At 73.9% G+C, this 2,685-nt stretch carries 2 protein-coding genes; one reads left to right on the top strand and one right to left on the bottom strand.

Translation table 11 applies throughout. From position 1 onward, the window contains the following. The first annotated feature begins 215 nt into the window (after nucleotides 1–215). Complete coding sequence (locus ABZ371_RS31425) at nucleotides 216–1,763, top strand: aldehyde dehydrogenase family protein (RefSeq protein ID WP_358686085.1); 1,548 nt, start codon at nucleotides 216–218, stop codon at nucleotides 1,761–1,763. A gap of 270 nt (nucleotides 1,764–2,033) precedes the next feature. Here the strand turns inward: ABZ371_RS31425 and ABZ371_RS31420 are convergent, their stop codons facing one another. Beyond that, nucleotides 2,034–2,663 carry an alpha-ketoglutarate-dependent dioxygenase AlkB gene (locus ABZ371_RS31420; RefSeq protein ID WP_358686083.1) on the bottom strand — a complete coding sequence of 210 codons (630 nt, stop codon included), beginning with the start codon at nucleotides 2,661–2,663 and terminating at the stop codon, nucleotides 2,034–2,036. Nucleotides 2,664–2,685: the final 22 nt, after the last annotated feature.

The following is a 2,685-nucleotide window of genomic DNA, read 5'->3' as shown; positions in this document are numbered from 1 at the left end:
CCCGGCGTGACACGCGCCGGGCCGCCCGTCGTTTCCGTGGGCGCACCTCCGGGCACACAGTGAGCCTCGTCACTCAGAGTGAACTCTGCGGCATACATCTCGGCGGACCGGTCAGGTATCCCGGCCGCTGACGCGGCCGGACCCCGGCCGCCGGCGCGCAACAGTGCTCGGCCGGACCGGTGCGGAGCCAACAGGCACGGAAGGCAGACCACGACATGTCGGCTCCCCACACGTCGTCCCCCCACCCGCCGGCCCCGCACGAACCGGTGCTGGAGACGGTGCACATCGACGGCACCTGGCGTCCCGCCCTCTCCGGCGCGACGCGCGAGATCCTCGACCCCGCCGACGCCACCGTGCTCGCACACGTCTCCGAGGGCGGCACCGAGGACACCGACGCGGCGATCGCGGCCGCCCGCCGCGCCTTCGACGACGGCCCCTGGCCGCACAGGCCCGTCGCCGAGCGCGCGGACCTCCTGCGCCGCGTCGCCGGCCTTCTCCAGCGGGACCGCGAGGAGATCGCGATCACCGAGAGCCGGGACACCGGCAAGACCCTGGAGGAGGGGCGCGTCGACGTCGACGACGTGACCGCGGCCTTCCGCTACTTCGCCGACCTGGTGATGAACGAGAGCGGCGGCCGGGTCGTCGACGCCGGCGATCCCGACGTGCACAGCGTCGTCGTCCACGAGCCCGTCGGCGTCTGCGCCCTCATCGCCCCGTGGAACTACCCGCTGCTCCAGGCCAGCTGGAAGATCGCCCCCGCGCTCGCGGCGGGCAACACCTTCGTGCTCAAGCCCAGCGAGGTCACCCCCCTCTCCACCGTGCACCTGATCCGGCTGCTCGCCGAGGCGGGACTGCCCGACGGCGCCGCCAACCTCGTCACCGGCGCCGGCGACCCCGTCGGTGCCAGGCTCTCCGCACACCCCGACGTCGACCTGGTCTCCTTCACCGGCGGCCTCGCCAGCGGCACGAAGGTCGCCCGGGCCGCCGCGCCCACCGTCAAGAAGGTCGCCCTGGAGCTCGGCGGCAAGAACCCCAACGTCGTCTTCGCCGACGCGTGCGCCACCGACGAGGGCTTCGACACCGCCGTCGACCAGGCCCTCAACGCCGCGTTCTTCCACAGCGGCCAGGTCTGCTCGGCCGGGGCCCGGCTCATCATCGAGGAATCCGTCCGCGAGCGCTTCGTCACCGAGCTGGCCCGCCGCGCCGACGCCATCCGGCTCGGACGCGGCACCGTCGACGGGGTGGAGTGCGGCCCGCTGGTCTCCGCCCAGCAGCTCGCCAAGGTGGAGGCCTACGTCGCCTCCGCCCGTGAGGAGGGCGCGGTCGTCCGGTCCGGGGGCGCACGGCCCGAGCCCGCAGACGTACGGCCCGCGAGCGGCTACTTCTACCGTCCGACGGTCCTGGACGGCTGCCACCGCGGGATGCGCGTCGTCCGCGAGGAGACCTTCGGCCCGATCCTCACGGTCGAGATTTTCCGCACCGAGGAGGAGGCCGTCACGCTGGCCAACGACACCGACTACGGTCTCGCGGGCGCAGTCTGGACGACGGACACGGGGCGCGCCCGGCGCGTCGCCGGGCGGCTGCGGCACGGCACCGTCTGGATCAACGACTACCACCCCTACCTCCCGCAGGCCGAGTGGGGCGGCTTCGGCAGGTCCGGCACCGGCCGTGAGCTCGGCCCCACCGGGCTCGCGGAGTACCGCGAGTCCAAGCACATCTACCACAACCTCAACCCCCGGCCCCAGCGCTGGTTCGCCGGCTGACGGAACGACTCGGCCCCGACACCCACCTGTTCGCGGCGCGGACGGCCCACCCGCATGGCCGTCACGCTGGTCGGAGAAGGACCAGAACGAGGTCTCGGAACTGATCGCCTCCGACCGGCTCACTCCCGAGGAGGCCGCCGGACGCTGGATCCGGGAGCATCCGAACACCTGGAAGGAGTGGCTGGGGTAGAGCCGCGGTGCGCGGCCACGGGGGCGGCGCGGCGGAAGCCGCCCCCACGGCGGATGCCGGTCCCGCCCGGGACCCGGCGGTCAGCGCACGCCACGGGGGCGGTACTGGACGCTGATCCGGGGTCCGCGTGCGCTCGCCGTCTTGGGAATGGCGTGCTGCCACGTGCGCTGGCAGGAGCCGCCCATGACGATGAGGTCGCCGTGCCCGAGCGGCCGGCGCACCGTGCCGCCGCGGCCGTCAAGCGGGCGCAGCAGGAGGTCGCGCGGAGCGCCCAGGGACAGGATGGCGACCATGGTGTCCTGGTGCGCGCCGCGCCCCACCAGGTCACCGTGCCAGGCGACGCTGTCACGCCCGTCGCGGTAGTAGCAGAGACCGGCCGTGGCGAAGGGCTCGCCCAGTTCACCGGCGTAGTGCGACGACAGGGCCTCGCGCGCCCGGGTCAGTACGGGGGCGGGCAGCGCGTCGCCCTCGCGGTAGAAGGCGAGCAGCCGGGGCACGTCCACCGTCCGGTCGTACATCTGCCGCCGCTCCGCGCGCCAGGGTACGTCGGCGGCGAGCTCCGCCAGGAGCGCGTCGCCCCCGCTCAGCCAGCCGGGCAGCAGGTCGATCCAGGCGCCGTCACCGAGCACGGTCCTGCGCACCGCGGTGAGCGGCGAGAGGTGCGGGCCCTCGTCCTGGTCGAACAGGGAGCCCTGGAGATGCATGGACATGGTCCCAGCCTAACGCGCGCAA

Origin of the sequence: Streptomyces sp. NPDC005899, assembly GCF_040629645.1 — a bacterium.
Classification (GTDB): domain Bacteria; phylum Actinomycetota; class Actinomycetes; order Streptomycetales; family Streptomycetaceae; genus Streptomyces.
This window is presented reverse-complemented; position numbering and strand designations above follow the sequence as displayed.